Here is a 25,706-nt window from a genome sequence, read left to right on the forward strand (position 1 = left end):
GCATCCGGGCTCCTGCTGGATGAGCGTGGTACGTGTTTTAACAGTCCGTTGAAAGGAGTATTTAATTATCGCGCACTGCCTGTCTAGTGAATTTTCGTGTGGTCTGGCCGTGCCCGAAAAAGGGGCGAAGTGCCTGTACCAAGGGGCTACGCCGATGTCGTAAAGTCTTGTAGGTGATTGCCTGCATTGCGGTCAGCCATGACAGAAAAGCTGGCAGGAAATGACTGAAGGATCCGTTTCAAACAGGAAAATTAAACACCACCCGGGGCTGCTTTGTTGCGGCACAATTGCACGATGGCGGTCACCTGACGCCGTCGTTCCTTTCCATCTTTAGAGTGATTGCTGGTGCAGGCGACCCGTTTAACCCTGATTTGTCATGCTCGAACCGTCGCACAGAAATTGGCGCGCTTTCCATTGGACGAGCCTCTGGAGATGGATTGGCAAGCGCTCAGGCTTTCCCGTTGCAATCAGTTCAAGGGCGCTCCACGCCTTGTCTGTGGCCCGGAGTTGCGCACCCGGCAAACCGCTGAACTGTTCGGCAGCTCGCCGCAAATTATTGACGCGCTGAGGGACTGCGACTTCGGGCGCTGGAGCGGTGTGCGCATCGGTGAGCTGCAAAAAACCGAAGCCCATGCGCTCCAGTATTGGTTGGTGGACCCGGCTTCGACACCCCACGGTGGTGAGTCGCTGGTGCAACTGGAGGAACGGGTGGACGGGTGGTTGACAACCTTGCAGTCGACGCCGGGGCACATCGTGGCCATTACCCATCCCTTCGTCATCCGCGCCGCGCTGACGCAGGTATTGCAGGGGGCAGCGTCCAGCCTGATCGACGTCGAACCCCTGTCGGCTGTCGAGTTGCGGTTCCATGGTTGCTGGCGGCTACGCTTACCGGGCACCGACCCTGAGGACCTGCTGTGATGAAAAAACTCCTGGTCATCGGGATCGGTGCCGGCAACCCCGACTACATCACGATGCAAGCGGTGAAGGCGCTGAATCAGGTCGATGTTTTTTTTCTCATGGACAAGGGTGAGAGCAAAGACAAACTCATCGAATTGCGGCGCGAAATCTGTGAACGCTACATCACCGGCCACGATTACCGTTTGGTCGAAGCCCACAGCCCTGAGCGTGAGCGCGGTGAGGTGGACTACAAGACCAGTGTTGACGACTTGAACCTGGCCAAACAACAGACCTTCGAACGGCTGATCAATGAAGAACTGTCCGACAGCCAGTGCGGTGGTTTTCTGGTGTGGGGCGACCCGGCGCTGTACGACAGCACCATCCGTATCCTTCTGGCGATCCAGGCCTCAGGAACCTGTGTGTTCGAGTTCGAAGTGATCCCCGGCATTACCAGCGTCCAGGCGTTGGCGGCACAGCACAAGGTGCCGCTCAACCAGATTGGCCGCTCCGTTGAAATCACCACCGGCCGGCGTTTGGCGGCGGGGCAGGTGAGCGATGCCGACAGCCTGGTGGTGATGCTCGATGCCCAGGATGCTTACCATCAGGTGGTGGATCAAGACACCGAGATTTACTGGGGGGCCTATTTGGGGACGCCGGATGAAATCCTGATCAGCGGCAGGCTCAAGGATGTGGCGGATGAAATCGAACGGGTGCGCAAGGCTGCGCGGCTGGCCAATGGCTGGATCATGGATACCTATCTGCTGCGAAAGCCTTGAGAGTTGAGGTGACCGGGCTCACGCCATCGCGAGCAGGCTCGCTCCCACAGTGAATCTCCAGTGTTCACGCCGTCCGTGTGGGAGCGAGCCTGCTCGCGATTGGGCCCTGAAGGCCAACCGAAGGTAATGTGTTGCCCCCACACCCAAACCGCTCCCGATACACCGAAGGCGGCACGCCAACCACCGTGCGGAACGCCACCCGAAAGCTTTCCACCGAGCGATAACCACAACGTTCGGCAATCTGCTCGGTGTTCTGGTCGCTGCTTTCCAGCAGTTCGCGGGCGCGGCCCAGACGTTCATGCTGCAACCAGGTTTTCGGTGACTGGCCGCTGGCTTCGGTGAAGCGACGCAGGAAGGTGCGTTCGCTCATGGCGGCTTCGCTGGCCAGGTCGCGTACCTCCAGCGGTTCGTGCAAACGCTCACGCGCCCACTGCATGACGCGGGAAAGATCGCTGCGCGGTGTGGGACTGACCGGTGTCGGAATGAATTGCGCCTGGCCACCGCTGCGTTGCGGCGACATGACCAGCCTCCGGGCCACGGAATTGGCCACCTGCGTACCGAAATCCCGCGCCACCAGATGCAGGCAGGCATCGATACCCGCCGCGCTGCCGGCGGAGGTGATCAACTGGCCGGAATCGACATACAGCACGTCCGGGTCCACCAGGATGCCGGGAAAGCGCTCGGCCAGTTCCGAGGTATAGCGCCAGTGCGTGGTCGCACCGTGACCGTCGAGCAACCCGGTGGCGGCGAGGACGAAAACACCAGAGCAGATCGACAGCAACCGCGCGCCCCGCGCATGGGCCTGACGCAGGGCGGCGATAAGCTCGGCGGGCACTGCGGCGCTGCGGTCGCGCCAGCCGGGAATGATGATGGTGCGGGCATCGGCGAGCAATTCCATGCCGCCATCGGCCAGGACCTGGATGCCGCCCATGGCACGCATCGGACCTTGATCGACCGCGACGATACGATGCTCGTACCACGGAAAATCGAATTCAGGTCGTGGCAGGCTGAAGATCTCCACGGCAATGCCGAACTCGAACGTGCACAGGCCGTCATAGGCCAGAATCGCGACCATTCCTGGGGTGGGGTGCATTTGGCGGAAAGTTCCCGGTGAGTGTCTTGTACGCCACTGTAGCCGCAAGCGGTTGGCGGATAAAGTCTTCCCACACCCACCGCTTCTTTGGAGTACCGCCCATGACCAGCCTGGTTCGCGAAATTCCCGCTGCCCCCTCGGCCATCGCCCTGATGCATTTCAGCAACCGTCTGACCTTCGAAACCGATTGTTCCGACGTCCACGGCAGCCAGCAGGCTGGCGAAGTCGATTTCATTCTGGTGGATGTTCGTGGCCCGCTGGCGTTCGAACGCGGGCATGTACCGGGAGCGATCAACATTCCCGGGCGCCTGCTGAGCGCCGAAGGTTTGGCGGGTTATCCGAAAAGCAGCCTGTTCGTGGTCTATTGCGCCGGGCCTCACTGCAACGGCGCCAACAAGGCTGCGGTGAAACTGGCGGCTTTGGGGTATCCGGTCAAGGAGATGATCGGCGGCGTGACCGGGTGGCTGGATGAAGGGTTTGAGTTGAGTGCCGGGGTGCAGCGGCAAACCAGCAGCGTGGTCGGTTGCGAGTGTTGATGTAACCGAAAAGATCGCAGGCTGCGCCAGCTCCTACATTGGATTGCGTTGCCTGTAGGAGCTGGCGCAGCCTGCGATTTTTTGATCTGTATTATTCATTTCCCGCCGCCCACCACTCATCCAGCGTTGCCTCTAACCACTTGGCCACTGCTGCGTAAGCCTCAGTCTCCAGCGAACCCCGTGGCAACGGCGAATCATCGCCAAAATGCGCATTGAGCAGGGCCACCGACTCCGCGTTCCACTCCGGATGAAACTGCAACCCCAGCCGCGTCGGCCCGGCGCGGTACATCTGCTGCGCACAGTGCGCGCTGCTGGCCAACAGCTGCGCGGCAGGCGGCAGGTCGATGGCGTCTTCGTGCCACTCCAGTACCTTCAGCGTTTGCCCATCGATAAAGTTCACGGTGGTCCATCCGGTTTCGGTCCGGTCCATCCGCCGTACATTCCCGCCCAGGCTCAGCGCCAGCAACTGTGCCCCCAGGCAAATGGCGAACACAGCCGCGTCCTGATCCAGACTGCCCCTGAGCCACTGCCGTTCGACTTCCAGCCAGGCCGGGCCGGCATTGGATTCATAAGGCCCGCCCAACAGGATCACCGGATCGGCGCTGACGGGCGGCAATTGGCCGAGGTCGGCGCGAAACACCTTCAGCGTCAGCCCTCGGGATTCGGCCCAGATGGCGATAGCGCCCGGACCTTCGGCGGGGTGGTGCTGGATCAGGTTCAACGTTGGCATCACGCTACTCTCGATGGGACGCAAAGGCGCTCAATGTGCCGCAAAACGCCGGGCATCGCCAGTCGTCCCATTCTGTCGGATGGAGCCGGAAAACCTGTAGGTCCGTTCTGAAAGCGCGGTATGTCTGACAGACTTTGCACTGTCATGGCGCGTTCACCTCGATGCCTCCCTCCGGACGCCACTTTTCTATAAATATTTGTCGCCTCGGCGTAATTTGCCCTCCTGTAGCCGCTCTAGACTGCCGGCCACTTCGGTTCCCGCTCACGAAGCGATGACCGAACGCTGCCAATCGAAGCTGCCAATAAAAGCCTCCGCACACAGGAGTTATAAATGAAGAAGCTAGTGATGTTCGGTGCCCTGGCACTGTCGATGTTGTCCCTGACCGCCGTGGCCGAAGACGCCAAGCCGATCCGCATCGGTATTGAAGCCGGCTACCCGCCATTCTCGATGAAAACCCCTGACGGCAAACTCACCGGTTTCGACGTGGATATCGGCGACGCGCTGTGTGAGCAGATGAAAGTCAAGTGCACCTGGGTCGAGCAAGAGTTCGACGGCCTGATCCCTGCGCTGAAGGTCAAGAAAATCGACGCTATCCTGTCGTCCATGACCATCACTGACGACCGCAAGAAGAACGTCGATTTCACCATCAAGTACTATCACACCCCGGCGCGCTTCGTGATGAAGGAAGGCAGCGACGTCAAGGATCCGCTGACCGAACTCAAGGGCAAGAAAGTCGGTGTGCTGCGCGCCAGTACCCACGACCGCTTTGCCACTGAAGTGCTGCAACCGGCGGGGATTGTCCTGGTGCGCTACGGCTCCCAGCAGGAAGCCAACCTGGACATGGTGTCCGGCCGCATTGACGCGCTGCTGGCCGACTCGGTCAACCTGGACGACGGTTTCCTGAAAACCGACGCCGGTAAAGGTTTTGCCTTCGTCGGCCCTGAGTACAACGATCCGAAATACTTCGGTGGCGGCGCCGGCATTGCCGTGCGCAAGGGCGATACCGCCCTGGCCGAGAAATTCAACACAGCGATCACTGAAATCCGCGCCAACGGCAAGTACAAGCAAGTGCAGGACAAGTACTTCAAGTTTGACGTTTACGGCGAGTAATCCAGCCGTTTGGAAAAGTGGCAACCGTTGGCGCGGTTGCCATTTTTTTTGTGCTTTCTTTCTATTGAAACGAGATACCTGTGGGAGCGAGCCTGCTCGCGAAAGCGTCGTGTCAGGCAACATGGATGTTGAATGTAGCGCCGCCTTCGCGAGCAGGCTCGCTCCCACAGGTGATCTCGCCGTTCTGACATCAGGAGTCCCCCCATGCAACGCATCGACCACCAACTACCCTGGAGCCACCTGGGCAGCGAGCGCACCCTCAGCGTGTTTCGTTATGGCGGGGGCACGCGCAAGGTCTACATCCAGGCCAGCCTGCACGCCGACGAATTGCCGGGCATGCGCACGGCCTGGGAGTTGAAGAAACGCCTGGCCGAACTTGAACAGCAGGGACAATTGAACGGTGTGATCGAACTGGTGCCAGTGGCCAATCCCATTGGCCTCGACCAACACTTGCAAGGCAGCCACTTGGGGCGTTTCGAGCTCGGCAGCGGCAAGAACTTCAACCGCTCGTTCGTCGAACTCAGTGCGCCGGTAGCCGCGTTGATCGGTGATCGCCTGGGCACCGACGCCCAGGCCAACATCGTGCTGATTCGCCAGGCCATGGGCCAGGTCCTCGACGGCTTGCCGGCAGCGGCATCGCAGCTGGAAGCCATGCACCGCCAGTTGCTGCGCCATGCCTGCGACGCCGACATCACCCTCGACCTGCATTGCGATTTCGACGCGGCCATCCACATCTACGCGTTGCCGCAGCACTGGCCGCAATGGCAATCCCTGGCGGCGCGCTTGAAAGCCGGCGTGGCGTTGTTGTGTGAAGACTCCGGCGGCAGCTCGTTCGATGAATCCTGTTCCTCGCCATGGTTGCGTCTGGCCAGGGCGTTCCCGGCGGCGGCGATTCCACCGGCCAACCTGGCGACCACCCTGGAGCTGGGCAGCATGGGCGACACCCGGGTCGACCAGGCCCAGGCCAATTGCGAGGCCATCCTAGGGTTCCTCGCCGAGCAGGGTTTCATCTCCGGCACCTGGCCGGCGGCACCGGCCGAATGCTGCGAAGGCATGCCATTCGAAGGCACCCAATACCTGTTCGCCCCGCATCACGGCGTGGTCAGCTTCCTGCGTGAGGCCGGGGAGTGGGTGGAGAAGGGCGATGCACTGTTCGAGGTGGTCGACCCATTGAACGACAAGGTCACCACCGTGCAGGCCGGCACCAGTGGCGTGCTGTTCGCTATCGACCGTGGGCGCTACACCCAGCCGGGCAGCTGGCAGGCGAAGGTCGCCGGGCGGGAGCCGATTCGGGTGGGCAAGTTGATCAACGACTGAGCCAGGGATTTTCGTTGTCTGTACCGGCCCCATCGCGAGCAAGCTCGCTCCCACAGGTTTTGTGAACGCCACAAATCCAGTGTGGGAGCGGGCTTGCTCGCGAAGGCGGCATCAGCCACACCTGAGATGTTCCTGCCCACTTCACAGTGTTAGGCTCTTCCCCGAATCCTGCATTCAGTGAAGGAAGACCCATGTTGAAGATGCTCGCGCTGCTCACGCTCCTGGTATCCACTGCCGTCCACGCCCAAACCCCGCTGCAAACCGACTTGCCGCTCAAGTACCTGGCGCAGGCCAGCTCCGATTCGAACCATCAACCCCTGGTGATTTTCCTCCACGGTTACGGCAGTAACGAGCAGGACCTGTTCGGCATCAAGGATGACTTGCCCGCGTCCTACACCTACCTGTCGGTGCGGGCACCGATGGTGATGGAGCCGGGCAGCTATCAGTGGTTTCGCAAGAAGGGCGAAGGGGCCTACAACGGCGAGACCGATGATCTGAAGTCCAGCGGCCAGTTGCTGCTGGATTTCGTCGCACAGGCCACGAAGAAATATCACACCGAACCCGAGAAGGTGCTCCTGGTCGGCTTCAGCCAGGGCGCGATCATGTCCTACGAAACAGGCCTGCGACATCCCGAGGCGCTCGGTGGGATCGCTGCGTTGAGCGGGCGGATTCTGCCAGTGCTCAAGTCCGAGCTTCAACCGGATGAAAAACGCCAGTCGCTGGCGATTTTCATCGGTCATGGCGAGCAGGACAAACGCCTTCCCTACAGCGACGGCACCGAAGCCAACAGCCTGTTGCAGAGCGTGTCACTCGAACCCGAGTTTCATGCCTACCCCGGTGTCGGTCACAGCATCAGCGCCGACGAGATACAGGACTTGAGCGCCTGGTTGCAGCGTCTGAACCCTTAGCCTTATTTCCCGCTGACGATCTGTTTGACCAGGGTTTCGTGGGCCGCCATGTCGCCTGGGCGGGAAATCACCTGGATCACCGCCATGCGAGTGCCGGATGCCGCCATCAGCGTGGTGGTGAGGGTCATGCCACCGCCCTGCGTGGCAGTGCCGTCGATCTGGCGCAGGCCCAGCCCGGTTGTCCGGGTCAGGGCTTTCTCGCTGAGCTTGTTGTAGTCGGGCAGGGATGTGTGTTGCGCCGCATCGAAATCGGCCACGGTGCCGTCGAGGAACCCGCCGTCGTTGTCCTTGACGCTGACACCGTTGGGCAGGGTGTTTTCTGCGGCGATCACCACGGTCTTGGTGGTTTCATTGCTGTACAGGGTGCCGCTGGCGCCGTCCGGGCTGGCCGGCAGCGGATTGGCGATGAAACCCTTGGGCAGGTTGAAGGTGAACTTGTCGCCGAGCATCGAGACTTTGTGGGCGGGCGCATCGCTGGAAGTGGCCTTGGCGGCCTGCGCATTCAAAGCCCCAAGGCCGGTAGCGGCGGCCAGCAGCAGGACAAGGGCTTTTTTACTCAACAATGACATCGGGATCTCCAGGGATGGACGCGCGGTGGGGCGCGATCATCCCATGGAGGTTGCGATGCGTTCCAGTGTGCTCTACCCAGCGGTTACTTGGGTGAGGTCGCTTTCCCGTGGCGAGGGGGCTTGCCACAAAGTTCAGCACAGTCAACCGGCCGCGCCAGCAGGCGTTTGGTCACGCCAAGCATGGCCACCGACACCGCGACGCCCAGCACAAAAGCGTTCATCCCCATCGTCGGCAGGGCCAGGGCCAACACCAGGCAGAAGGCCGCGAACGAGTACATGCCGGTGGCGGTAGCGCGCAGCAGCGCGGCGGTAAAGGCCGGGCCACGGGTTTGCTGAGAGAACACCGCCATCACGCTGCCCAATACCGGGAACACCGCCAGCAGGCCGCTCCAGCGGTCGCCGACGGTGCTGGCCAGCAGCGTGACGACCAGGGTGAGCAATGCACCGGCCACCATGCGCAACAGGAGCTTGTCGGATTTCGGCGCCGGGCCACTGAGTACCGGTTGCACGGTGGGAAACAGGTACGGTGCGGCGAGCAGCGCGGTGGCGGCGGCGCACACCGAAAACACCAGGGAGGCCGGGATCAGCGACAGGACAACCGCCACCAGTGCCCAGACCGACAGCGAGATCATCAACGCCAGCGGCCATCCGGCCCGTTGTGCGACCTGGGCGTAAGTCACGCAGAACGCAATCATCGCGAACATGGCCGACAGGGCGGCGGTGGCCGATTGCGCGGCGAACGCCTGGCCTTGTTCGAGGGCGAGGAACAACAGGATCGGCCCGACCACTACCGGCAACCCCGATAACCAACCGGCCACGCTCGGCCCCCAGCGTTTGCCAGCCAGGGAAATCAGTAGCAGGAAGCCTGGGATCACCAGCAACTTGAGGATCAACACGCGCACGTCTCCGACCTGTGTGAGGTGGCAACGGTAACATTGCATCGGATAGATTGCTTTATGTGTATATGCATTTTGTATACAAAAATAGAGCCATTATTGGAAATTGTACGAAAGGGTCTATTGCGTATACGTTTTTTTGGGCATCCCGCGATGAGGCCAATCTGCCATGAACCGCCAACGATCACCGCTGCGCCATGGTCTGTGGCTGCTTGTCTTGCTGAGCTGCCAGGCCCTGGCCAATTGGCAGGACTCGCTGCCCGGAGCGCAAATCCTCGGCAGCGGCGAGTTTCGCAAGTACGGCTTCGATGTCTACAGCGCACGGCTCTGGAGTACCTCGCGGCCCCTGGCGGGCGATCAGCCGTTCGCCCTGGAGCTGATCTACCAGCGCAGCATTTCCCGTGATGACCTGGTGAACGCCAGCGTCAGGGAAATCAAGCGACTCGCCGGCACCTCGGTCAGTGCCGGGCAACTGGCGTCCTGGCAGGCGCAGATGCAACAGTCGTTCGTCGACGTGCAGGCCGGCACGCGGCTGACCGGGGTCTATCTGCCGGGGCAGGGCGCACGGTTTTTTCTCGGTCAGCAGTTATTGCGTGATGTGCAGGACCTGCAATTCGCCAAGGCGTTTTTTGCCATCTGGCTCGATCCGCGTACCAACAACCCCGAGTTGCGCCAGCAGTTGCTGGGCGCGGTCCCGTAGACTTTGCGTTTTGCCGGGTCTGGCCCGAGGTTTGTGGTGATCAGTGGGGCGAACAGTTGGTTGATTCTGCAGTTTGTGGGGTGACAGATCTGGCCTCATCGCGAGCAGGCTCGCTCCCACAGTTGACTTTCTGTGCCCACAAATCCCCTGTGGGAGCGAGCCTGCTCGCGATGAACGATAACTCGGTCCACCTGAAAAAACACAGACAAAAAAGAACCCGGTGCGACTTGCATCGCACCGGGTGTTTTTCCAGGCGGTCACGGATCTTCGTGGGTCCCCGCGCCGTCTGTTGAACGCTGTTGGCTTACGCTCGCTCGAGCGCCAGTGCCACGCCCTGACCACCACCGATACACAGGGTGGCGAGGCCTTTTTTGGCATCGCGCTTGAGCATTTCATGCAGCAGGGTCACCAGCACGCGGCAACCCGAGGCACCGATCGGGTGACCCAGGGCAATGGCGCCGCCGTTGACGTTGACCTTGTTCAAGTCCCATTCCAGGTCCTTGGCCACCGCCAGCGATTGCGCGGCGAAGGCTTCGTTGGCTTCAACCAGCTCAAGCTGGTCGATGTTCCAGCCGGCCTTGTCCAGGCAGCGGCGAGTGGCCGACACCGGGCCAATGCCCATGATCGCCGGATCGACGCCTGCGTTGGCGTAGGCGGCGATTTTCGCCAGTACCGGCAGGCCGAGGGCCTTGGCCTTTTCGGCGCTCATCAGGATCACGGCCGCGGCACCGTCGTTCAGCGACGAAGCGTTGCCGGCGGTCACCGAACCGTCCTTCTTGAAGGCTGGCTTGAGCTTGCCCAGGGATTCGGCGGTGGTGCCGGCCCGTGGCTGTTCGTCGGTGGCGAAGGACAGCGGATCGCCCTTGCGCTGCGGGATCAGGATCGGGGTGATTTCATCGACGAAGCGCCCGGCTTCGATCGCGGCCACGGCTTTCTGCTGCGAGGCAGCGGCGAACGCGTCCTGTTGCTCGCGGCTCAGGCTGTACTTCTCGGCCAGGTTCTCGGCGGTGATGCCCATGTGGAAATCGTTGAACGCATCCCACAGGCCATCGCTGATCATGGTGTCGACGATTTGCCCGTTGCCCATGCGCAGGCCGGTACGAGCACCGGGCATGACGTAGTTGGCCAGGCTCATGTTTTCCTGGCCACCGGCGATGATCACCTCGGCGTCGCCGCAGCGAATCGCCTGGGCGCCCAGGTGCAGGGCCTTGAGACCGGAGCCGCAGACCTTGTTCAGGGTCATGGCCGGCACGGCGAAGGGCAGGCCGGCCTTGATCGCGGCCTGGCGCGCAGGGTTTTGCCCGGCGCCGGCGGTCAGCACCTGGCCCATGATCACTTCATCGACTTGCGCAGGGTCCAGGCCGGTTTGCGCCAGCAGCTGACGGATCACCGCAGCGCCCAGGTCAACCGCGGACACATTGGCCAGGGATCCCTGGAAGCTGCCGATCGCGGTGCGCGTGGCGGCAACAATGACGACTTCTTGCATGGAATGATTCCTCACTGGGCAGCGAACTGCATTTCCGGCACGTGGTCCGGCACGATCAGTTTACCGGCAGTCTTGGCAACGATCTCTTCGACGCTGACACCCGGTGCACGTTCTTTGAGAATGAACGCACCGTTTTCGATTTCCAGGTAGGCCAGGTCGGTCAGCACGCGCTTGATGCACCCGGCGCCGGTCAGCGGCAGGCTGCATTGGGACAACAGCTTGGACTCACCGTCCTTGGAGGCGTGGGTCATGATGACGATGATGTTGTCGGCGCCGGCAACCAGGTCCATCGCGCCGCCCATGCCCTTGACCAGTTTGCCGGGGATCATCCACGAGGCGATGTTGCCTTGCACGTCCACTTCAAAGGCGCCCAGCACGGTCAGGTCGACATGACCACCGCGGATCATCGCGAAGGACTCGGCGGAGGAGAAGATCGACGCGCCGGTACGTGCGGTCACGGTTTGCTTGCCGGCGTTGATCATGTCGGCATCGATGGTTTCTTCGGTAGGAAACGGACCCATGCCCAGCAGGCCGTTTTCCGACTGCAGCATGACTTCCATGCCTTCGGGGATGTAGTTGGCGACCAGGGTCGGAATGCCGATGCCCAGGTTCACGTAGAAGCCGTCCTGCATTTCGCGGGCGACGCGTTGAGCCATTTGTTCGCGGGAAAGTGCCATTGTCGTTATTCCTTCATTCGGTCCGGGGGCAGGGGATCACTTACGCACGGTGCGCTGTTCGATGCGCTTCTCGAACGTGCCGCAGATGATCCGGTCGACGTAGATGCCAGGGGTGTGGATCTGCGCCGGGTCCAGCTCGCCGGGTTCGACGATTTCTTCGACTTCGACCACGGTGATCTTGCCGGCGGTGGCCGCCAGCGGGTTGAAGTTCTGTGCGGTGTGGCGATAGATCACGTTACCGAAATGGTCGGCTTTCCAGCCTTTGACGATGGCGAAGTCGCCGGTGATGGATTCTTCCATCAGGTACTTGCGGCCATGGAATTCGCGCACTTCCTTGCCTTCGGCGACTGGCGTGCCAACCCCGGTGGCGGTGAAGAAGGCCGGGATGCCGGCGCCGCCTGCGCGCATTTTTTCAGCGAGGGTGCCTTGCGGGGTCAGGGTGACTTCGATTTCGCCCTTGAGCAGTTGCTCTTCGAACAGCTTGTTTTCGCCGACGTAGGAAGCCACCACTTTGCTGATCTGGCGGTCGGTCAGCAGTACGCCGAGGCCGAAACCGTCGACGCCGCAGTTGTTGGAAACCACAGTGAGATCGCGGGTGCCCTTGCGCTTGATCTCGTTGATCAGGTTTTCCGGGATCCCGCACAGGCCGAAGCCGCCGGCGATCACGGTCATGCCGTCTTCAAGACCTGCCAGAGCTTCCTCGTAGGAACTCACGCGCTTGTCGAAACCTGCCATATGCACCTCTTTTATTCTTTGTGGGCGGCTGGCTAGCCGAATGGGATGGAGTGTCTCGCTGGAGCATTCATTTGTTAAGTTGATTTTTAAGGTTAATTAATAGATAAAACTCAACAATATGTAGGGGCTGCCGAAGGCTGCGATCTTTTGGATCAAGATCAAAAGATCGCAGCCTTCGGCAGCCCCTACAATACCCGGGAGAAATCGAGTATGACCGTCAAGCAGATCCGCGCCTTTCTGGCCGTGGCCCAGAGCCTGAGCTTTGCCGTGGCCTGCGAGCGCCTGCACCTGTCGCAATCGGCCCTGAGCCTGACCATCAAGGCGCTGGAGGAGGGCCTGGGCGGGCGCTTGTTCACCCGCACCACGCGCAACGTGGCGCTCACCGCCGAAGGCGAATCCCTGCTGCCGCTGGCGCGCCGGTTGATCGCCGACTGGGACAATGTCGAGGATGAAATGCGCCAACGCTTCACCCTGCAGCGCGGTCGCGTGACCCTGGCGGCGATGCCGTCGTTCGCCGGCAACCTGCTGCCGCCGATCCTCAAGACCTTCCGCGCCCGTTATCCGAATGTCAACGTGACGGTCAATGACGTGATCAACGAGCAGGTGCTGGAAATGGTCCGTGACCGCCAGGTGGAGCTTGGGGTGGCGTTCGAGCCGACCCAGAGTTCGTCGCTGCAATTCACGCCGTTGTACATCGACCGTTTCGTCGCGGTGGTGCCCCTGGATTCGGCGCTGGCCGAACTCGACGACATCGACTGGCAGACCTTGCTCAAGGAGCCGTTCATTACCTTGCAGCGCCCGTCGACGGTGCGGGTGATGCTGGAAGAACACTTGCAGGCCCGCGGTATGAAGCTGCCGGTGGAGTTTGAAAGCCATCAACTGGCGACGGTCGGGCGCATGGTCGCCAGTGGCCTGGGCGTGAGCGCGGTGCCGGCCTTGTGCGCCGGGCAGATGCGTGAACTGGGGGCTCGTTGCATTACCTTGCGTGACCCGGTGGTGGAGCGGGCGCTGGGGGTGCTGACGTTGCCGGGGGGAGAGCTGTCGGCGGCGGCGCAGGCGTTGTTTGATGTGCTGAAAGAGGAAAACCTTGGGCAACGAGTAGCCATGCACTGAACACAATTCCTGTGGGATCGGGTTTCGTCAGTTGCCAAGTAGCTTCGCCAATATTGGCAACAACCGCTCGCACGACCCCTCTATCTTCAAATCCAGCATCTCATCCGCCCGGGTCTTGCCCAGGTTGATCGCAATCAACGGCTTGCCCTGATCCACCACCGCCTGGCACAAGCGAAACGCCGAATAGGCCATCAGCGACGAGCCGACCACCAACAGCCCGGTAGCCTGTTCGACGGCGGCCATTGCCTTGGCCGCGGTGGCTTGCGCAACGTTCTCACCAAAAAAAACCACATCCGGCTTCATCCGTTCCCCGGCGCAATGCGGGCAGCGCGGGACCTGGAAGCGCGCTTCGAAGGCCGGGTCGAGCAAGGTGTCGCCGTCCGGCGCCTGCACCGCATCGACGCCGGCCAGGTATGGGTTCTGTGTTTCCATCAGACGCTGGATCGAATCGCGCTCGCTGTGCCGGCCGCAATCCAGGCACAACACCCGGTGCAAACTGCCGTGGAGTTCGATCACGTCACGGCTGCCGGCCTGGTCGTGCAGGGTGTCGACGTTCTGGGTGATCAACCCGCTGATCTGCTGCGTGCCTTGCAAACGGGCCAGGGTGTCGTGGGCCACGTTCGGTTGTGCCAGTCGCACCCTCGGCCAGCCGAGCATCGCCCGCGCCCAATAGCGTCGCCGGGACTCCGGGGCCGAGAGAAACTCCTGGTACATCATCGGCTGCCGGCCCCGGCGCACGCCCTGGTTGTCGCGATAATCCGGGATGCCCGAGGGCGTGCTGATACCGGCACCGGTCAGCACGGCAAACGGCTGATCCGCCATCAGTTGATGGAGGCGATCGAGTTGGTCACGGGTCTGGCGGTCGAGCATGCCGGTAAACCTGTAGGAGCGAGCCTGCTCGCGATGGTCGTCAACGATAACACTGTTAGCCTGATACCCCGCGGCGTGATCGCGTTTATCGCGAGCTAGCTCGCTCCTACAGAGATGGCGGCGGGGATTATTTACGCGCCTCCAGGATCAGGTTGAACGGCGTTTCCGTGGCCCGGCGGAAACGGGTGAATCCGGCCTCGCTGAACACCTTGCGTAACCGCGTTTCACCGGCCTGGGCACCGAGGCCGAGGCCGACTTCCTGGGACAGCGAGTTCGGTGTGCAGATGAAAGTCGACGCCGCGTAGAACAGGCGTCCGACGGGGTTGACGTTGTCGTCGAGCAAATCGTTGGCGTAGGGCTCGACCAGCAGCACCGTGCCGTCGTCCTTCAATGACTCATAGGCATGTTTGGCCGCGCCCACCGGATCGCCCATGTCGTGCAGGCAGTCGAAGTAGCAGATCAGGTCGTAGTCGCTGCCGGGGTAGCTTTTGGCCGTGCCCTGGAAGAATCTGGCCCGGCTGGATACCCCCCCTTCTTCGGCCCGTTGGGTGGCAACGGTAACGGATGGCGCGTGGTAGTCGAAACCGACGAAGCGCGAATCCGGAAACGCTTGGGCCATGATCACCGTCGAGGCGCCATGGCCGCAGCCGATGTCCGCCACTTTGGCCCCGGCTTCCAGTTTGGCCACCACGTCGTCGAGGGCCGGCAACCATTCGGCGACCAAATGGGCTTTGTAGCCAGGGCGGAAGAAGCGTTCGGTGCCGCTGAACATGCACGGATGGTGATCGCCCCAGGGCAGGGCGCCGTCGCCGCGCATTGCTTTGACCAGTTTGTCCTTGTCATGGAAAAACGACGCGACCACACCGATTCCGCCCGCCACATAAACCGGTGAGTCTTCGATTGCCAAAGCCATGGCCTGCTCTTCGGGGAGGCGGAACTGGCCGTCACGGTGTTCCATGTAGCCCGAGGCGGCGTGGGCACTGAGCCATTCGCGCAGCAGGCGGGTGTTGCAGCCGGTTTTCTCGGCAAGGGTTTCGGGGGTGATCGGCTGACTGTCGGCCATCGCCCGGTACAGGCCGAGTTCTTCGCCGAGGATGACGTTGGCGAGCATCGCCGCGCCGCCCATGTCATTCACCAGTTTGCCCATGAAATCGTTGAGTCTGGCCTCGTCCATCATGTGTGCTCCTTCAGCAGGATCACGGTCCAGGGGCATTGTCTGGCGAGGTGCTCGCCGCTGGGCGGTGGTCGTGGGAATGTACAGGGCACCAAGCGGGTCCTGTGTGCAGTAAGTTTAGTCCGGGCCTTGTACTGCGCGGTCTGGCGCGACGAAAGCTACATGTTTCTGACGGACATCGCTCCCACAGGGGATTTGTGCTGTGTATTGCACTGTATCTCACCGGCCTTTCGATACAGTCCCGTGCAACTTCAGGCCCCAGCCGAACACAGTCCAGATACACCCCTTCGATTAACTCTGTCTCATGGCGGGCACCGGCTCGCGTCCTTGAACATCTTGTGAGATCGACACCATGCAGACATCCATTCCCCCCGTAGCCAAGGCCAGCGCAGGGCTTGGCCTGCGTCGCGGTTTACTCAACGACCTCCAGGCCGCACCGGCAGGCGATTTCGACTTTCTGGAAGTCGCGCCGGAAAACTGGATCGGCATCGGCGGTGCCCATGGTGCGGCATTGCGCGTCCTGGCTGAACGCTATCCGTTGTCCTGTCATGGCTTGTCTCTGTCCTTGGGCGGGCCGTCGCCGTTGGACGTCGATTTTCTGCATGAGGTTCGCAGCTTCCTCGATCACTACAACGTGCCGCTGTACAGCGAGCACCTCAGTTACTGCAGCGATGACGGCCACCTGTACGACCTGTTGCCGCTGCCGTTTACCGAAGAAACGGTGCACCACGTCGCCGCGCGCATTCGTCAGGCCCAGGACATTCTCGGGCGGCGTCTGGCGGTGGAAAACGTCTCCTATTACGCCGCGCCTCAACAGGACATGGACGAGGTGACATTCACCAATGCCGTGCTGCGCGAGGCCGATTGCGACCTGTTGCTGGACGTCAATAACGTCTACGTCAATTCGATCAACCACGGCTTCGATCCGCAGGCGTTTCTCGCCGGCATCGATTCGGGCCGGGTGGTGGCGATGCACATTGCCGGGCATTTCGACGAGTCCGACACCTTGAAGATCGACACCCATGGCGCTTCGGTCAAACCGGCGGTGTGGTCGTTGCTGGCCCAGGCTTATGCCCGGTTCGGTGCGCAACCGACCTTGCTGGAGCGGGATTTCAATTTTCCGGCATTCGCTGAACTGGTGGCGGAATTGCAGATCATTCGCCGCCTGCAGCAGGAGGTTTGAACCGTGGAGAAGTCGAGTCTTTTGCAGCAACAAACCGTCATGGGCCTGTACCTGCGCGACCCTGAACACAATGCGCCACCCACCGAGATGGACCCGGCGCGGGCACAGGTTTATCGCGATCTGGTGTTCGCCAACCTGTCTTCGCTGCTCAGTGGCACCTTTCCGGTGCTGGTGAGGATTGTGGGGGATGAGCGCTGGTGTTCGCTGGTGCGGATCTTTTTGCGGGACTACCGCGCTCGCACTCCGAAATTTGGTGAGATTGCTGAGGAGTTTGTCGGGTTTCTCGCAGCCGGGCCTCGGGCGTTGAGCGATGGGTTGTGGCCGCCGTTCATGGTCGAGCTGGCGCATTACGAGTGGGTGGAAATGGCGCTGCAGCAGTCTGATGCCGAGCCTTTGGTTGGTGGTGATGTCGCGTTGCTGCTGGATCGGCCGTTACAGGTGTCGCCGCTGGCCTGGCCGTTGGCGTATGCCTGGCCGGTTCAGCGGGTGGGGCCGGATTGTCAGCCGGATGTTTTACCTGCTCAGCCGACCTTGTTGCTGGTGCGTCGCGCCGAGGATTGGAGTGTGAGGTTTTCTGAATTGAGTCTGTTGGCGTGGCGGTTGTTGCTGCGTATTGGTGAGTTTCCGGAGTTGACCGGACGTGAGCAGTTGCACGGATTGGCGGTGGAGGCGGGGATGGTGGGGGCTTCTGAGTTTTTGGAGGGAGGGTTGGCGTTGTTGCGGCAGATGCATGGGGAGGGGGTTGTTGGGGCGGGGTGACCTGGCGGCCTCTTGGCCGACCAGGCTGCTTTTTTGATTGAGTACATATCCGTTTCTGCGGTAACGGCGACTTATGGTTTCGCCCTTACGGCGAGTCCCTTTGGCAAACGCCCCAAAGGAACCAAAGGTCTCGCCCCTTACGTACGGCCCCTCGCTAAGGCTCGGCGTTCCTTCGCTGCGGTATTCATCCGGGGGCATTGCCCTCCGGTCGGCTTCGCTTCGACCTACATGCAATGAGTTCGACTGCGTCGAGCGGCGCTGCGCGCCAGTCCCCGGATGAACACCTCCACTCAGCCTCCCGAGGGGGCGGGTGGATCAAGATCAAAAGCTGCAGGCGAGCTAACGCTCGGCCTGATGAGTGGTGAGAAGCGGCGCGGTGTGGGCTGCTCTGCCTTTGCTCTTCTGTGGGAGCGACGGTGCGGCGATCCGACTTGCTCGCGATGGCGGCCTGCCAGCCGATCGAAATCTTTCGGATGTACTGAGTACCTGTGGGAGCGACGGTGCGGCGATCCGACTTGCCCGCGAAGGCGTCCTGCCAGCCGAGCAATATCTCGCGGATGTACTGAGTACCTGTGGGAGCGAGCCTGCTCGCGATGACGGCCTGCCAGCCAACCATTCTTTACGGCAAGGCCGATATCCTCACCCTTAAGCCAAACCCTTCTACACCGGCAATCGCAACTCCGCACACAACCCGCCACCCTCGCGATTGCTCAAGGTCAACGACCCTCCAATCGCGACCGCCAGTTGCTGGGCGATCGCCAGCCCCAGCCCGGTGCCGCCGGTGCTGCGGTTGCGGGAGTTTTCCACGCGGTAGAACGGTTCCATCACTTGCTTGAGTTCTTCCTCGGCGATCCCCGGGCCACGGTCGAGGATCTTGATCGACAGGTTGCCATCGGCCTGCTTTTCCACCCGCAACTCGGCGGCACCGGCAAACTTCAATGCGTTGTCCGTCAGGTTGACCAGCACCCGGCGCAAGGCGTGTGGGCGGGTGTCGATGACGGCTGCACTCTTGCCCGTGAGCTGAACGTCCTTGCCCACGTCCTGGTAGTCGAACACCAGGCTGTCGAGGAATGAGTCGAGGTCGGTGCGGCGGCTTTCTTCGGTGGCGCCGTGGATGCTGCGGGCGTAGGCCACGCCTTCGCGCACCAGGTGTTCCATCTCGCCCAGGTCGTTCCACAGTTTGTCTTTCTCGCTGGAGTCGTCCATGAACTCGGCGCGCAGTTTCATGCGGGTGATCGGGGTTTGCAGGTCGTGGGAGATTGCCGCGAGCAATTGCATGCGTTCCTTCAGGTACGCCGCGATGCGTGCCTGCATCGAGTTGAAGGCCCTGGCGGCGTGGGCGACTTCGGTCGGGCCTTTTTCGTCCAGGAGCACGGGATGCGCGTTGGGGTCCAGGGTTTCGACGGCACCGGCGAGGCGGGTGAGGGGGCGGATGGCGATTCTCACCGCCAGCCAGGAACAGGCCAGCATCAGCGCCAGTTGCCCGAGCAACACGATGGGCAGCCAGGGCGACAACGGCACCATCGCCGGGCGGACGTCGATGGTCAGCGGGCTGCCATCCGCCAGGTTCAAGTGCACTTGAAAATGTTTTTTCGGCCCGGGAATGTCGGTAAAGGTCATCGGGTAATCGTGGCCGATGGCGTCCTTGATCGAGGCAATGGCAATGGGCGCATCGGGCATGTCGGTGCGGATGGGCGTGCCCGGCGAACCCTCATTGAGCATGTAGCTGTAATTGCGCCGCTCCAGTTGTTTGAGCCAAGCGGCTCGCTCGTCGGCGGGTAAGCGGTCGAGGATGGCAACGGACGTGGAAACGTCGGTTTCCAGGTTGCCGAGCATGGTGGTTTTCGAGGATTCGTAGCGTTCGTAGTACTGCGCGCCGAAGGACAGCGCCTGGGCGAGGATCAGGCCGATCAGGAATATCAGCGACAGCCGCGAGGCCAGGGTCCGCGGCCAATGCAGCGCCAGGGTCATGATTGATCGCCCAGGATTTCCACCGGCAGGGAAAACACATAGCCTTCGCTGCGCACGGTCTTGATGTAGGCCGGTTCGCGGGCGTCGTCGAGCAAGCGCTGGCGCAGGCGGCTGACCAAAAGATCGATGGAACGGTCGAACAGGTCGGCGTCGCGGCCCTGGGTCAGGTTGAGCAATTGATCGCGGTTGAGCACCCGTTGCGGATGGTCGAGAAACACCCGCAGCAATCGATATTCGGCACCGCTCAGGGCGACCATGGTGCCGTCTTCATCGAGCAGGTGACGGGCCGAAGTGTCCAGGCGCCAGCGGCCGAAGGCCAACAGCCGGCTGGCTTCGGTCACCACCAGGTTCGGCGGCAGCATGCGCGTGCGTCGCAGCACCGCGTTGATCCGCGCCAGCAGTTCACGGGCGGCGAACGGCTTGACCAGGTAGTCGTCGGCGCCCATTTCCAGGCCGAGGATGCGATCGGTTTCGTCGTTGCGGGCGGTGAGCATCAGCACTGGCGTGGCCTTGTGCTTGCCGGCGCGCAGTTCGCGGCAGAGCACCAGGCCATCGTCCCCCGGCATCATGATGTCCAGCACGATCAGGTCCACCGGGGTGGTTTCCAGAAAAGCGCGCATCTGTCGTCCATCCGCCACGACCGTAGTGCGCAGGCCGTTCTTCTTCAGGTAGTTGCCAACCAGTTCGCGGATTTCGCGGTCATCGTCAACGATGAGGATGTGATCAACGTGATCCATTGGGCCAAACCTCTGGTAAATGGGGAATGCCACACAGTCTATCGAGCCTCGGCGGGCTCGCCTGCCGCCCTTTGTATTGCAGTGTATCTGGCTTGCCTGCGGATACACACGAAGGCAAAAAAGCCGATTTCCAGCGGTTTTGTATGGCTGTGTATCCAGACGCCGTTCTGATACGCAGCGATTGATTCACGTCGATTCCCGACACAGACGAGATACCTCGCAGGCTTTTAATGGGTTCCATCGAGGCAAACCAGAGCGCCTCGGCCCAACGACCTGTCGAACCCTGAGGAATCCGCCATGAACACCAGAGCCATCTACGCCGCCTGCCTGTTTGCCGCCCTGAACATCTGCACCTTGTCGGCCCGTGCCGAAGCCGATGTCGCTCCCAAAACCTACACCTACGGCACCCAACTGGATATCAGGAAAGTCGTGTCGCTGACCGAGGACACTTCACCTTCCTGCGGCGTGGTGAATGCGCGGCTGACATACCTCGACTCCCAGTCAAAAACCCAGGTGCTGGGTTACAGCAAGTTGGCTGACAACTGCAACTCGGAAAACTGAGTGTCGCGATCAACCACCGCTCAATCCATTTGAAACAGGAAGGACATCATGAACAACATTTCCCGCTACTTGACCGCCATCGCCTTTTCCATCGCCGGTGCGGCGGCCCATGCCAACGCCGCGGTAGAGCAAAGTGCCTGCGCCAGCAATACCTGCTTCCAGCTGACGCCGGTGGCAGAGAAGGGCACCCAAGGCTTCCTGGCGCAGGACGGTTCCAGCCGCACGCCGCAGGGGCAGATGCTCGCCGAAAATGGTGCCAGTCGCACGCCCCAGGGGCGGTTGCTGGATGAGCAGACGGCTTGAGAGCCCCCCAATCCACTGTGGGAGCGGGCTTGCTCGCGAATGCGTCGGGTCAGATGACACATCGTTGACTGAACAATCGCTTTCGCGAGCAAGCCCGCTCCCACATTGGCCAATGTGTCGCCCTCTAATGTTTATCAGGTGATCCCATGTTACTCATCGCTTTCCTGGGCGGCATATTGACCGTCCTCAGCCCGTGCATCCTGCCGGTAGTGCCCTTCCTGTTTGCCGGGGCCGACCGTACACGCTCCTCGATCCTGCTGACCCTTGGCGGCATGGTCCTGACCTTCGCCCTGGTCTCCAGCCTGGCCGTGGTCAGCAGCGAGTGGGTGATCCAGGCCAGCAACACCGGCCGCCACGTAGCGCTGGTGGTGATGGTGCTGTTCGCCCTGTCGCTGATTTCCGCCCGGGTCGGCGACTGGTTGGCGCGCCCTTTCGTGTTGCTGGGCAATCGCATCGACCCGAACTCGCGCAAGAGGTCCGGGCCGCTGGCGTCGATCATGATCGGTGTCGCCACCGGGCTGCTCTGGGCACCCTGCGCGGGGCCGATCCTCGGGGTGATTCTCACCAGCGCCATGCTGCAAGGCGCGAACGCCGGCACCAGTCTGTTGCTGGTGGCCTATGGCGCGGGCAGTGCGCTGTCCCTGGGCACCTTGATCTTTGCCGGGCGTGGTCTGGTCAATCGCTTGAAACCGTCGATTCCGGTTACCGGCTGGTTGCGCCGTGGCGCCGGGGTTACGGTGCTCGCCGGTGCGGCGGCGATTGCAACGGGGGCCAATGACCTGTTGCTGGCCAACACCTCCTCGGAAGGTGTCAGCAGTGTCGAAAAAGGCGTGCTGGAAACCGTGCCGAAAGTCGTCGATTACCTGGTCAGCAAGGTCAAGGCTGACAGCACCATGGGCGATACCCAGGGCGCCATGCCGTCGCTGTCCGGCGCGGTGGAATGGCTCAACTCACCGGCACTGACCAACGAAGCCCTGAAAGGCAAAGTGGTGCTGGTGGACTTCTGGACCTTCGACTGCATCAACTGCAAGCACACCCTGCCGTACGTGAAGGACTGGGCGAAGAAGTATGAAAAGGACGGACTGGTGGTGATCGGCGTGCACACGCCCGAATACGGCTTTGAACGCATCATCGACAACGTCAAGGCCAAGGTGAAGGAATACGGCATCACCTACCCGGTGGCGATCGACAACAACTACGCGATCTGGCGCAACTTCGACAACCAGTACTGGCCGGCGCACTACCTGATCGATGCCAAGGGCCAGGTGCGTTACACCCACTTCGGTGAAGGCAGCTACGACACGCAGGAGAAGATGATTCAGCAGTTGCTGGAGGAGGCCAAGGCCAGCGCGCCAGCGGCTTAGTCCGCTCGATCAATGGCTCACGGGGCTTGCCTCGTGAGCCATGGTTTTTTTCTCCTGACCGCGCCGCCACGCCGCCGGTGGCGCACCGTACTCGCGACGGAAGGCGCGGCTGAAGGCGGTATCGGTCTGGTATCCCACTTCTTCGGCGATGCGCGTCAATGAGCTGTTGCTGCTGCGTAACAGGTTGGCGGCGAGCAACATGCGCCATTGCGTCAGGTACTGCATCGGCGACACCCCTACCAGTTGCTGGAAGCGTTCGGCCAACACCGATCTTGAGGTGCTGGCGGTGCGCGCCAGTTCCTCCAGCGTCCAGGCGTGGCAGGGTTTTTTGTGCAAGGCGTTGAGGGCGGCGCCGACGATGCGGTCGCGCACACCGGCCAGCCAGCCGGTGCGGCCTTCGCCCTGTTCGTTCATGTACAGGCGCAATACTTCGATGAACAGCACTTCGGCCAGTTTGGCCAATACCCCTTCGCCGCCAGGGCGGGGCGAGCGGGCTTCGGCGAGGGCATAGCGCACGGAGGACTCCAGCCAGATACCGGCATCCGAACCGCGCACATTAACCCGCACCACCGCCGGCAAGCCCTTGAGCAACATGCCCGCCAGGCGCGTGTCGCACGCCAGGTAACCGCATACCAATCGGGTGACCGCGCCACCCCCGCCATAGCTTAATTGCCGGGGGCGGCGCGCCAGCACCGCATCCAGTCGCGCACCCGTGGCCGGGGGCAATCCGGGATGTGAGCACATGCGATGGGCATCGCCCTGGGGGAAGATCACCACGTCACCCGCACTCAGCAGCAGCGGCGGGTCATCGCCCAGTTCGACGTAGCACTCGCCTTCGGTGATCAGGTGAAAGATCACTACCCGTTCCGCATCGGGCTCCAGAAACGGCGCGGCGGTGTCGGCGCTGGGCGACTGGTAGCACCAGGGTGCGGTGAACCGGGCGTTGATAAAGATCGCGCCAACCAGGTGCACGACGCGCAGGGTCTGTGACAGAGCGTCCATTGGGGTTTCCCCGTGGGAGGTTCCTGATTGTGAACGCGCCTGCGCGCAACGTGGAATCTCCGGACGATCGGGCAGGGTTGGGCGACGATCGGACAGGACGCCAGCGCCCGTCAGGACGATAGTTTGATCACAGGGTGAGTGCCGCCCTGCCATCCACAACAATAAAGAGAGGTTGCCATGCCTAAGTTCGTCATCGAACGTGAGATCCAGGGCGCCGGAGGTCTGTCGGAAAGGGATTTGAAAGCCGCTTCGCAAAAGTCCTGCCGGGCGTTGCGTGATTTGCCAGAGGTGCAGTGGCTGCAGAGCTATGTCACCGGTGACAAGCTCTACTGCGTGTACATCTCGCCAAACGAAGAGCAGATCAGGGAGCACGCCCGGGTGAGCGGGTTTCCCGCCAATCGCATTTCCCAGGTGATGAACATCATCGATCCGACAACGGCGGAGTGAATGTCGCCAGGCCCGATTCGTGTTTCAACCCAGAGACTATCTCCATGAGTACACCCATTGATCTGACTGCCTTGAAAAACCGCCAGATGGCCTCCTGGGCCAGCGGTGACTACGCCGTGATCGGCACCACCCTGCAGATCGTCGGCGAGCAACTGGCCGAAGCCTGCGACCTGTTGTGCGATGAACGCGTGCTCGACGTTGCCGCCGGCAACGGCAATGCGACCCTCGCCGCTGCGCGCCGTGGCTGCCAGGTGACGTCCACCGACTATGTCGCCGCCTTGCTCGAACGCGGCGAAGAACGGGCCCGGGCAGAACGCCTGAACGTCTCCTTCCAGGTCGCCGATGCCGAAGCCTTGCCCTTTGCCGACGGCAGTTTTGATGCCGTGCTGTCGACCTTCGGCGTGATGTTCACCCCGGACCAGCCCAAGGCCGCCGCGGAACTGGCGCGGGTTTGTCGCCCGGGCGGGCGGATCGGCCTGGCCAACTGGACGCCGGAAGGCTTCGTCGGCCAGATGTTCAAGACCCTGGGCCAGCACCTGCCACCCCCTCCAGGTGCGAATCCACCCTCACGCTGGGGCACCGAAGCCTGGCTGCACGAGCATTTTGACGAGCGTGAATTCCTGCTCCAGGTGACGCGCCGCACGTTCAATTTCCGTTATCGCTCGGCGGCGCATTTCATCGACACCTTCCGCGAGTGGTACGGACCGGTGCACAAGGCCTTCGCCGCGCTGCCCGAGGACGGGGCCAAGGCACTGGAGAGAGACTTGACCGAGCTGATCAACCGGATGAACCGGGCGGGCAACAAGTCGCTGGTGGTGCCGAGTGAATATCTGGAGGTGGTGATCACGCGGCGTTAAGCGATAACAATGCAAAACCCCCTGTAGGAGCGAGCTTGCTCGCGATGGTCGTCCAGTCGCAGTTGCTGTGACTGATTCACCGCTTTCGCGAGCAAGCTCGTTCCTACACGCAAAAACGGCGCCCGAAGGTGCCGTTTTTGTTCGTGCCTGTTCCTGTAAACGGAGATCAGAAAATCAGGTCAAGCGACTCGGTCAAAGGCAGCGGCGGTTACTCATGTGGGTCAAGTTGGTCCAGCGCGCGATTCACCGCCAGCTCGCCCAGCATGATGACTTGCGCAATGCCGAGCAGGGAGTTGCGCCTGGGGCCTTCCATATGATCCGCCAAATCCATGGTCATGACATTGGCCGAAGCCAGTGATTCGCATGCATGGGCCAGCAGGGTTTCTGCATCGAGCTCTGGGTTGACGAAGAACATCCTGCCGACTGAGCGCGGAATGTCCATGATGGGGACGTCTGGCTTCAGGTGATAGTCGAGGGTCTGCTCGGCGTCTACGTGAGATTTTTTTGAATCGGCGTTTTCGTACGGGAATGGCGGATCGGTCTCCGGCGGATTGGGTGTGACCTTGAACATAGATGGAACTCCGACGCTATTTAAAAGGAGCCATCACCGCCTCGCTACCAAACGAAGGGTGGCGACCATACGAAGGTTGGTAGACCGGGCATCGGAACCGGCGCCCCAGAAGGAGCCCTGCGCATGGTCACCATAAAAACACCGCCCAGACACTGGGCAGTAAAGGTGACGCTATGCGTCGATGCTACGGGCCTACCAAGCCCGATCACTGATTTTTCAATGACCGGCAAACGATAGAACCCAAGCCCACGACGCACAAGCCGGCGGATTCTGTCGCACCGGTAGGCAATGGCGCAAGGTGGTGTAGCTTTCAGGAAGTAATTTCCCAAGCGATTAAACAGGCGCGTTTAAATTTCTTTGAGTG

Annotated in this window: 28 protein-coding genes; 15 read left to right on the forward strand and 13 right to left on the reverse strand. The window is 61.6% G+C overall.

Translation table 11 applies throughout. From position 1 onward, the window contains the following. Nucleotides 1–345 precede the first annotated feature (345 nt). Both AC3IT9_RS11625 and cobF read left to right on the forward strand, forming a co-directional pair. Complete coding sequence (locus tag AC3IT9_RS11625) at nucleotides 346–918, forward strand: histidine phosphatase family protein (RefSeq protein ID WP_489273131.1); 573 nt, start codon at nucleotides 346–348, stop codon at nucleotides 916–918. Then, on the forward strand, nucleotides 918–1,673 hold the full coding sequence (gene cobF, locus AC3IT9_RS11630) for a precorrin-6A synthase (deacetylating) (RefSeq protein WP_150725246.1): 756 nt from the start codon (nucleotides 918–920) through the stop codon (nucleotides 1,671–1,673). Before AC3IT9_RS11625 ends, cobF begins: the two co-directional genes overlap by 1 nt. A gap of 64 nt (nucleotides 1,674–1,737) precedes the next feature. Here cobF and ftrA read toward each other — a convergent pair whose 3' ends face one another. Next, nucleotides 1,738–2,766: a transcriptional regulator FtrA gene (ftrA, locus tag AC3IT9_RS11635; protein ID WP_489273132.1), complete on the reverse strand. Its 1,029-nt coding sequence runs from the start codon at nucleotides 2,764–2,766 to the stop codon at nucleotides 1,738–1,740. Nucleotides 2,767–2,867: 101 nt separating this feature from the next. Here ftrA and AC3IT9_RS11640 point away from each other — a divergent pair, with 101 nt between their 5' ends. Next, nucleotides 2,868–3,302 carry a rhodanese-like domain-containing protein gene (locus AC3IT9_RS11640; RefSeq protein WP_423505397.1) on the forward strand — a complete coding sequence of 145 codons (435 nt, stop codon included), beginning with the start codon at nucleotides 2,868–2,870 and terminating at the stop codon, nucleotides 3,300–3,302. 91 nt (nucleotides 3,303–3,393) lie between these two features. Here the strand turns inward: AC3IT9_RS11640 and AC3IT9_RS11645 are convergent, their stop codons facing one another. Continuing rightward, nucleotides 3,394–4,032, reverse strand: coding sequence for a type 1 glutamine amidotransferase (locus AC3IT9_RS11645; RefSeq protein WP_489273133.1), 639 nt, complete (start codon nucleotides 4,030–4,032; stop codon nucleotides 3,394–3,396). A 330-nt stretch (nucleotides 4,033–4,362) separates the two neighbouring features. Between AC3IT9_RS11645 and AC3IT9_RS11650 the strand changes: the two genes are divergently transcribed. From AC3IT9_RS11650 to AC3IT9_RS11660, 3 genes are all read left to right on the forward strand, one after another. After that, a complete protein-coding gene (locus AC3IT9_RS11650) occupies nucleotides 4,363–5,142 on the forward strand; it encodes an ABC transporter substrate-binding protein (protein ID WP_150752940.1) in 780 nt (259 codons plus the stop codon). A gap of 204 nt (nucleotides 5,143–5,346) precedes the next feature. Further along, complete coding sequence (locus AC3IT9_RS11655) at nucleotides 5,347–6,459, forward strand: succinylglutamate desuccinylase/aspartoacylase family protein (RefSeq protein WP_489273134.1); 1,113 nt, start codon at nucleotides 5,347–5,349, stop codon at nucleotides 6,457–6,459. 191 nt (nucleotides 6,460–6,650) lie between these two features. After that, complete coding sequence (locus AC3IT9_RS11660) at nucleotides 6,651–7,367, forward strand: alpha/beta hydrolase (RefSeq protein WP_489273136.1); 717 nt, start codon at nucleotides 6,651–6,653, stop codon at nucleotides 7,365–7,367. A 2-nt stretch (nucleotides 7,368–7,369) separates the two neighbouring features. Here AC3IT9_RS11660 and AC3IT9_RS11665 read toward each other — a convergent pair whose 3' ends face one another. Both AC3IT9_RS11665 and AC3IT9_RS11670 read right to left on the reverse strand, forming a co-directional pair. Further along, the gene (locus tag AC3IT9_RS11665; RefSeq protein ID WP_150725254.1) at nucleotides 7,370–7,936 is read right to left on the reverse strand and encodes a DcrB/PsbP domain-containing protein; all 567 of its coding nucleotides are present in this window, start codon (nucleotides 7,934–7,936) and stop codon (nucleotides 7,370–7,372) included. An 83-nt stretch (nucleotides 7,937–8,019) separates the two neighbouring features. After that, nucleotides 8,020–8,832, reverse strand: a complete 813-nt coding sequence (locus AC3IT9_RS11670; protein ID WP_489273505.1) for a hypothetical protein — start codon at nucleotides 8,830–8,832, stop codon at nucleotides 8,020–8,022. Between the two features lie 169 nt (nucleotides 8,833–9,001). Between AC3IT9_RS11670 and AC3IT9_RS11675 the strand changes: the two genes are divergently transcribed. Continuing rightward, the gene (locus AC3IT9_RS11675) at nucleotides 9,002–9,532 is read left to right on the forward strand and encodes a chalcone isomerase family protein (RefSeq protein WP_489273138.1); all 531 of its coding nucleotides are present in this window, start codon (nucleotides 9,002–9,004) and stop codon (nucleotides 9,530–9,532) included. Nucleotides 9,533–9,836: 304 nt separating this feature from the next. Here the strand turns inward: AC3IT9_RS11675 and AC3IT9_RS11680 are convergent, their stop codons facing one another. Genes AC3IT9_RS11680 through AC3IT9_RS11690 form a run of 3 tightly spaced genes read right to left on the reverse strand, consistent with a single transcriptional unit; the run spans nucleotide 9,837 to nucleotide 12,430 of the window. Next, entirely contained in the window at nucleotides 9,837–11,018 is a 1,182-nt protein-coding gene (locus AC3IT9_RS11680; protein WP_223449164.1) for an acetyl-CoA C-acetyltransferase, read from the reverse strand. 11 nt (nucleotides 11,019–11,029) lie between these two features. Then, entirely contained in the window at nucleotides 11,030–11,695 is a 666-nt protein-coding gene (locus tag AC3IT9_RS11685; RefSeq protein WP_008026717.1) for a CoA transferase subunit B, read from the reverse strand. 36 nt (nucleotides 11,696–11,731) lie between these two features. Then, a complete protein-coding gene (locus AC3IT9_RS11690; RefSeq protein WP_046043267.1) occupies nucleotides 11,732–12,430 on the reverse strand; it encodes a CoA transferase subunit A in 699 nt (232 codons plus the stop codon). A gap of 210 nt (nucleotides 12,431–12,640) precedes the next feature. Between AC3IT9_RS11690 and AC3IT9_RS11695 the strand changes: the two genes are divergently transcribed. After that, nucleotides 12,641–13,543, forward strand: a complete 903-nt coding sequence (locus tag AC3IT9_RS11695; RefSeq protein ID WP_489273139.1) for a LysR family transcriptional regulator — start codon at nucleotides 12,641–12,643, stop codon at nucleotides 13,541–13,543. 27 nt (nucleotides 13,544–13,570) lie between these two features. Here the strand turns inward: AC3IT9_RS11695 and AC3IT9_RS11700 are convergent, their stop codons facing one another. Next, nucleotides 13,571–14,413 (reverse strand): NAD-dependent protein deacetylase, encoded by an 843-nt coding sequence (locus AC3IT9_RS11700; protein WP_489273141.1) that lies wholly within the window; start codon nucleotides 14,411–14,413, stop codon nucleotides 13,571–13,573. 127 nt (nucleotides 14,414–14,540) lie between these two features. Continuing rightward, a complete protein-coding gene (locus tag AC3IT9_RS11705; RefSeq protein WP_150725666.1) occupies nucleotides 14,541–15,587 on the reverse strand; it encodes a class I SAM-dependent methyltransferase in 1,047 nt (348 codons plus the stop codon). 352 nt (nucleotides 15,588–15,939) lie between these two features. Between AC3IT9_RS11705 and AC3IT9_RS11710 the strand changes: the two genes are divergently transcribed. Together AC3IT9_RS11710 and AC3IT9_RS11715 are read left to right on the forward strand one after the other, a co-directional pair. Then, the gene (locus AC3IT9_RS11710) at nucleotides 15,940–16,770 is read left to right on the forward strand and encodes an HvfB family MNIO-type RiPP peptide maturase (protein WP_489273142.1); all 831 of its coding nucleotides are present in this window, start codon (nucleotides 15,940–15,942) and stop codon (nucleotides 16,768–16,770) included. Nucleotides 16,771–16,773: 3 nt separating this feature from the next. After that, complete coding sequence (locus AC3IT9_RS11715; protein ID WP_489273143.1) at nucleotides 16,774–17,529, forward strand: HvfC family RiPP maturation protein; 756 nt, start codon at nucleotides 16,774–16,776, stop codon at nucleotides 17,527–17,529. Nucleotides 17,530–18,189: 660 nt separating this feature from the next. Here AC3IT9_RS11715 and AC3IT9_RS11720 read toward each other — a convergent pair. Both AC3IT9_RS11720 and AC3IT9_RS11725 read right to left on the reverse strand, forming a co-directional pair. Then, a complete protein-coding gene (locus tag AC3IT9_RS11720; RefSeq protein ID WP_151214802.1) occupies nucleotides 18,190–19,500 on the reverse strand; it encodes an ATP-binding protein in 1,311 nt (436 codons plus the stop codon). Next, entirely contained in the window at nucleotides 19,497–20,237 is a 741-nt protein-coding gene (locus AC3IT9_RS11725) for a response regulator (RefSeq protein WP_095946382.1), read from the reverse strand. The genes AC3IT9_RS11720 and AC3IT9_RS11725 overlap by 4 nt, the downstream gene beginning before the upstream one ends. A 297-nt stretch (nucleotides 20,238–20,534) precedes the next feature. Between AC3IT9_RS11725 and AC3IT9_RS11730 the strand changes: the two genes are divergently transcribed. The 3 genes from AC3IT9_RS11730 (at nucleotide 20,535) to AC3IT9_RS11740 (ending at nucleotide 22,465) form a co-directional block, all read left to right on the forward strand. Then, nucleotides 20,535–20,798, forward strand: a complete 264-nt coding sequence (locus tag AC3IT9_RS11730) for a DUF2790 domain-containing protein (RefSeq protein ID WP_150759659.1) — start codon at nucleotides 20,535–20,537, stop codon at nucleotides 20,796–20,798. Nucleotides 20,799–20,846: 48 nt separating this feature from the next. After that, complete coding sequence (locus tag AC3IT9_RS11735; protein WP_489273145.1) at nucleotides 20,847–21,101, forward strand: hypothetical protein; 255 nt, start codon at nucleotides 20,847–20,849, stop codon at nucleotides 21,099–21,101. A gap of 146 nt (nucleotides 21,102–21,247) precedes the next feature. Continuing rightward, nucleotides 21,248–22,465 (forward strand): cytochrome c biogenesis protein DipZ, encoded by a 1,218-nt coding sequence (locus AC3IT9_RS11740; RefSeq protein ID WP_489273147.1) that lies wholly within the window; start codon nucleotides 21,248–21,250, stop codon nucleotides 22,463–22,465. A 9-nt stretch (nucleotides 22,466–22,474) separates the two neighbouring features. Here the strand turns inward: AC3IT9_RS11740 and AC3IT9_RS11745 are convergent, their stop codons facing one another. Beyond that, a complete protein-coding gene (locus tag AC3IT9_RS11745) occupies nucleotides 22,475–23,467 on the reverse strand; it encodes an AraC family transcriptional regulator (RefSeq protein ID WP_150725267.1) in 993 nt (330 codons plus the stop codon). 177 nt (nucleotides 23,468–23,644) lie between these two features. On the opposite strand from AC3IT9_RS11745, the gene AC3IT9_RS11750 reads away from it, so the two are divergent. Next, nucleotides 23,645–23,914, forward strand: a complete 270-nt coding sequence (locus tag AC3IT9_RS11750; protein WP_489273148.1) for a DUF4242 domain-containing protein — start codon at nucleotides 23,645–23,647, stop codon at nucleotides 23,912–23,914. Nucleotides 23,915–23,958: 44 nt separating this feature from the next. Then, entirely contained in the window at nucleotides 23,959–24,771 is an 813-nt protein-coding gene (locus AC3IT9_RS11755; RefSeq protein WP_489273150.1) for a class I SAM-dependent methyltransferase, read from the forward strand. A gap of 208 nt (nucleotides 24,772–24,979) precedes the next feature. Here the strand turns inward: AC3IT9_RS11755 and AC3IT9_RS11760 are convergent, their stop codons facing one another. Continuing rightward, a complete protein-coding gene (locus AC3IT9_RS11760) occupies nucleotides 24,980–25,342 on the reverse strand; it encodes a DUF6124 family protein (protein ID WP_489273151.1) in 363 nt (120 codons plus the stop codon). Between the last annotated feature and the right edge of the window lie 364 nt (nucleotides 25,343–25,706).

Source organism: Pseudomonas sp. KH_046_1 (genome assembly GCF_057839025.1).

Excerpts from the sequence above, each read along its gene's own strand:
- cobF (WP_150725246.1), top strand. The coding sequence starts at position 918 with ATGAAAAAACTCCTGGTCATCGGGATCGGTGCCGGCAACCCCGACTAC.
- AC3IT9_RS11680 (WP_223449164.1), bottom strand. The coding sequence starts at position 11,018 with ATGCAAGAAGTCGTCATTGTTGCCGCCACGCGCACCGCGATCGGCAGC.
- AC3IT9_RS11700 (WP_489273141.1), bottom strand. The coding sequence starts at position 14,413 with ATGCTCGACCGCCAGACCCGTGACCAACTCGATCGCCTCCATCAACTG.
- ftrA (WP_489273132.1), bottom strand. The coding sequence starts at position 2,766 with ATGCACCCCACCCCAGGAATGGTCGCGATTCTGGCCTATGACGGCCTG.
- AC3IT9_RS11695 (WP_489273139.1), top strand. The coding sequence starts at position 12,641 with ATGACCGTCAAGCAGATCCGCGCCTTTCTGGCCGTGGCCCAGAGCCTG.
- AC3IT9_RS11645 (WP_489273133.1), bottom strand. The coding sequence starts at position 4,032 with ATGCCAACGTTGAACCTGATCCAGCACCACCCCGCCGAAGGTCCGGGC.
- AC3IT9_RS11685 (WP_008026717.1), bottom strand. The coding sequence starts at position 11,695 with ATGGCACTTTCCCGCGAACAAATGGCTCAACGCGTCGCCCGCGAAATG.
- AC3IT9_RS11675 (WP_489273138.1), top strand. The coding sequence starts at position 9,002 with ATGAACCGCCAACGATCACCGCTGCGCCATGGTCTGTGGCTGCTTGTC.
- AC3IT9_RS11660 (WP_489273136.1), top strand. The coding sequence starts at position 6,651 with ATGTTGAAGATGCTCGCGCTGCTCACGCTCCTGGTATCCACTGCCGTC.
- AC3IT9_RS11760 (WP_489273151.1), bottom strand. The coding sequence starts at position 25,342 with ATGTTCAAGGTCACACCCAATCCGCCGGAGACCGATCCGCCATTCCCG.
- AC3IT9_RS11655 (WP_489273134.1), top strand. The coding sequence starts at position 5,347 with ATGCAACGCATCGACCACCAACTACCCTGGAGCCACCTGGGCAGCGAG.
- AC3IT9_RS11740 (WP_489273147.1), top strand. The coding sequence starts at position 21,248 with ATGTTACTCATCGCTTTCCTGGGCGGCATATTGACCGTCCTCAGCCCG.
- AC3IT9_RS11650 (WP_150752940.1), top strand. The coding sequence starts at position 4,363 with ATGAAGAAGCTAGTGATGTTCGGTGCCCTGGCACTGTCGATGTTGTCC.
- AC3IT9_RS11640 (WP_423505397.1), top strand. The coding sequence starts at position 2,868 with ATGACCAGCCTGGTTCGCGAAATTCCCGCTGCCCCCTCGGCCATCGCC.
- AC3IT9_RS11665 (WP_150725254.1), bottom strand. The coding sequence starts at position 7,936 with ATGTCATTGTTGAGTAAAAAAGCCCTTGTCCTGCTGCTGGCCGCCGCT.
- AC3IT9_RS11705 (WP_150725666.1), bottom strand. The coding sequence starts at position 15,587 with ATGGACGAGGCCAGACTCAACGATTTCATGGGCAAACTGGTGAATGAC.
- AC3IT9_RS11690 (WP_046043267.1), bottom strand. The coding sequence starts at position 12,430 with ATGGCAGGTTTCGACAAGCGCGTGAGTTCCTACGAGGAAGCTCTGGCA.
- AC3IT9_RS11720 (WP_151214802.1), bottom strand. The coding sequence starts at position 19,500 with ATGACCCTGGCGCTGCATTGGCCGCGGACCCTGGCCTCGCGGCTGTCG.
- AC3IT9_RS11745 (WP_150725267.1), bottom strand. The coding sequence starts at position 23,467 with ATGGACGCTCTGTCACAGACCCTGCGCGTCGTGCACCTGGTTGGCGCG.
- AC3IT9_RS11725 (WP_095946382.1), bottom strand. The coding sequence starts at position 20,237 with ATGGATCACGTTGATCACATCCTCATCGTTGACGATGACCGCGAAATC.
- AC3IT9_RS11750 (WP_489273148.1), top strand. The coding sequence starts at position 23,645 with ATGCCTAAGTTCGTCATCGAACGTGAGATCCAGGGCGCCGGAGGTCTG.
- AC3IT9_RS11755 (WP_489273150.1), top strand. The coding sequence starts at position 23,959 with ATGAGTACACCCATTGATCTGACTGCCTTGAAAAACCGCCAGATGGCC.
- AC3IT9_RS11730 (WP_150759659.1), top strand. The coding sequence starts at position 20,535 with ATGAACACCAGAGCCATCTACGCCGCCTGCCTGTTTGCCGCCCTGAAC.
- AC3IT9_RS11735 (WP_489273145.1), top strand. The coding sequence starts at position 20,847 with ATGAACAACATTTCCCGCTACTTGACCGCCATCGCCTTTTCCATCGCC.
- AC3IT9_RS11710 (WP_489273142.1), top strand. The coding sequence starts at position 15,940 with ATGCAGACATCCATTCCCCCCGTAGCCAAGGCCAGCGCAGGGCTTGGC.